The organism is Streptomyces sp. ActVer (assembly GCF_027270795.1).
Lineage (GTDB): Bacteria > Actinomycetota > Actinomycetes > Streptomycetales > Streptomycetaceae > Streptomyces > Streptomyces umbrinus_A.
In genome coordinates this window covers 1-1410 of record NZ_JAPWHT010000881.1, presented here as the reverse complement: position 1 = coordinate 1410, position 1410 = coordinate 1, and the positions used below count along the sequence as shown (strand labels likewise).

At 72.8% G+C, this 1410-nt stretch carries 1 protein-coding gene; it reads left to right on the top strand.

The window, feature by feature from the left end; all coding sequences use genetic code 11:
* Positions 1 to 280: 280 nt before the first annotated feature.
* Positions 281 to 1410 (top strand): ATP-grasp domain-containing protein (locus O3Q52_RS53040; RefSeq protein WP_269655541.1); only part of this gene is annotated, 1130 nt, incomplete at its 3' end.

Sequence of the window (1410 nt, the reverse complement as noted above, 5' to 3'; positions counted from 1 at the left end):
CCACCCCCGCGCCCCCGGCGTACCCCGGCCCCGAGGCGAGGGCGGCCGACGCGACGAGTCCGGCGGTGAGTGCGGCGGTGGCGTACGCCAGCCGTCTGGTTCGGGTCCGTTGCAGTGGGGCCATGTCCGCTCCTCGCGCTCCTTTTCCACCGTCCACTGACACCCAGTCACATAAATGTGCAATGCGCCAATCGAGCCGGGCAATCGGAAAAATCCCGGATCACCCGCACGAGTGAGACATCAGAAGAGACAGCAGAAGAGACCTCAAGGAAATATGCCCATGTCGCCCTTCGACACCCGTGTTCCCGCCGTACTTCTGCGAATCGACCGGAATCCCTTTCACCACGGAACGCTGGGAGCCGTACGCTCCCTCGGCCGGGCCGGAATCGACGTGCACGTGGTCGCCGATTCCACCGGAAGTCCGGTGCGCAGATCGCGCTTTGTCCACCGGATGCATCCGCCGCCCGCACCCGACGCCTCACCCGCCGACATCGCGCTGGCGTTGCGCCGAGTGGCGGCCCGGGTGTCCCGTCCCGCCGTACTGATCCCAATGGATGACGCGAGCGCGGTAGCGGTGGACCGGATGCGGGACACTCTGGCACCCCGCTTTCTGCTTCCCCTCTCCCCCGCCGGTCTCGCCGAACGCGTCGCCGACAAGGCCGAACTGGCCACCGTCTGCGAGGCCGCGGGCATCCCGCACCCGCCGACGCTGGTGCCCGACACCCCGGCACAGGTGACCGCGGCGGTCCGGCGCCTGGGGCTGCCCGTGGTCGCGAAGTGGAGCCGCCCCTGGCTGCTGCCCCCGGGCACGGACCTGCGCAGCACGGCGGTGCTGCGCTCGGCGCAGGAGGCCCACACGCTGTGCCGCCGCGCCGAGGAGGCGGGCAGCGGGCTGCTCCTCCAGGCGTTCCTGCCGCCGGCGCCCGACCAGGACTGGTTCTTCCACGGGTACGCGGACCGGTCCGGGTCGGTGTGCGGCGGCGGCCCGGGCCGCAAGCTGCGCGCCTGGCCACGCGGAGCGGGGCTGACCGCGGTGGGCCGCTGGACCCCGAACCCCGCCGTGCAGGCGCTGGCGGAACGGCTGATGTCTGCGCTCGGTTACCGCGGCATCTTCGACCTGGACTTCCGCCGCGACCACGCCACAGGCGCGTACCACCTGCTCGACTTCAATCCGCGGCCCGGCGCCCAGTTCCGGCTCTTCGCGGACGGGACGGGGCTCGACGTGGTGCGTGCGCTGCACCTGGATCTGACCCACCGTCCGCTGCCGCCGCCCGCCCCGCTGCCCGGCCGGACCTTCGTGGCGGAGAACTACGCGCCGCTCGCCGCGCTCGGCTCCGGCACCGAGCGGGCCTGGCACGCCCGGGGCGGCCTCGCGCCCGGTGCCGCGCTGTGGGCGCTGTGGTCCCGCCA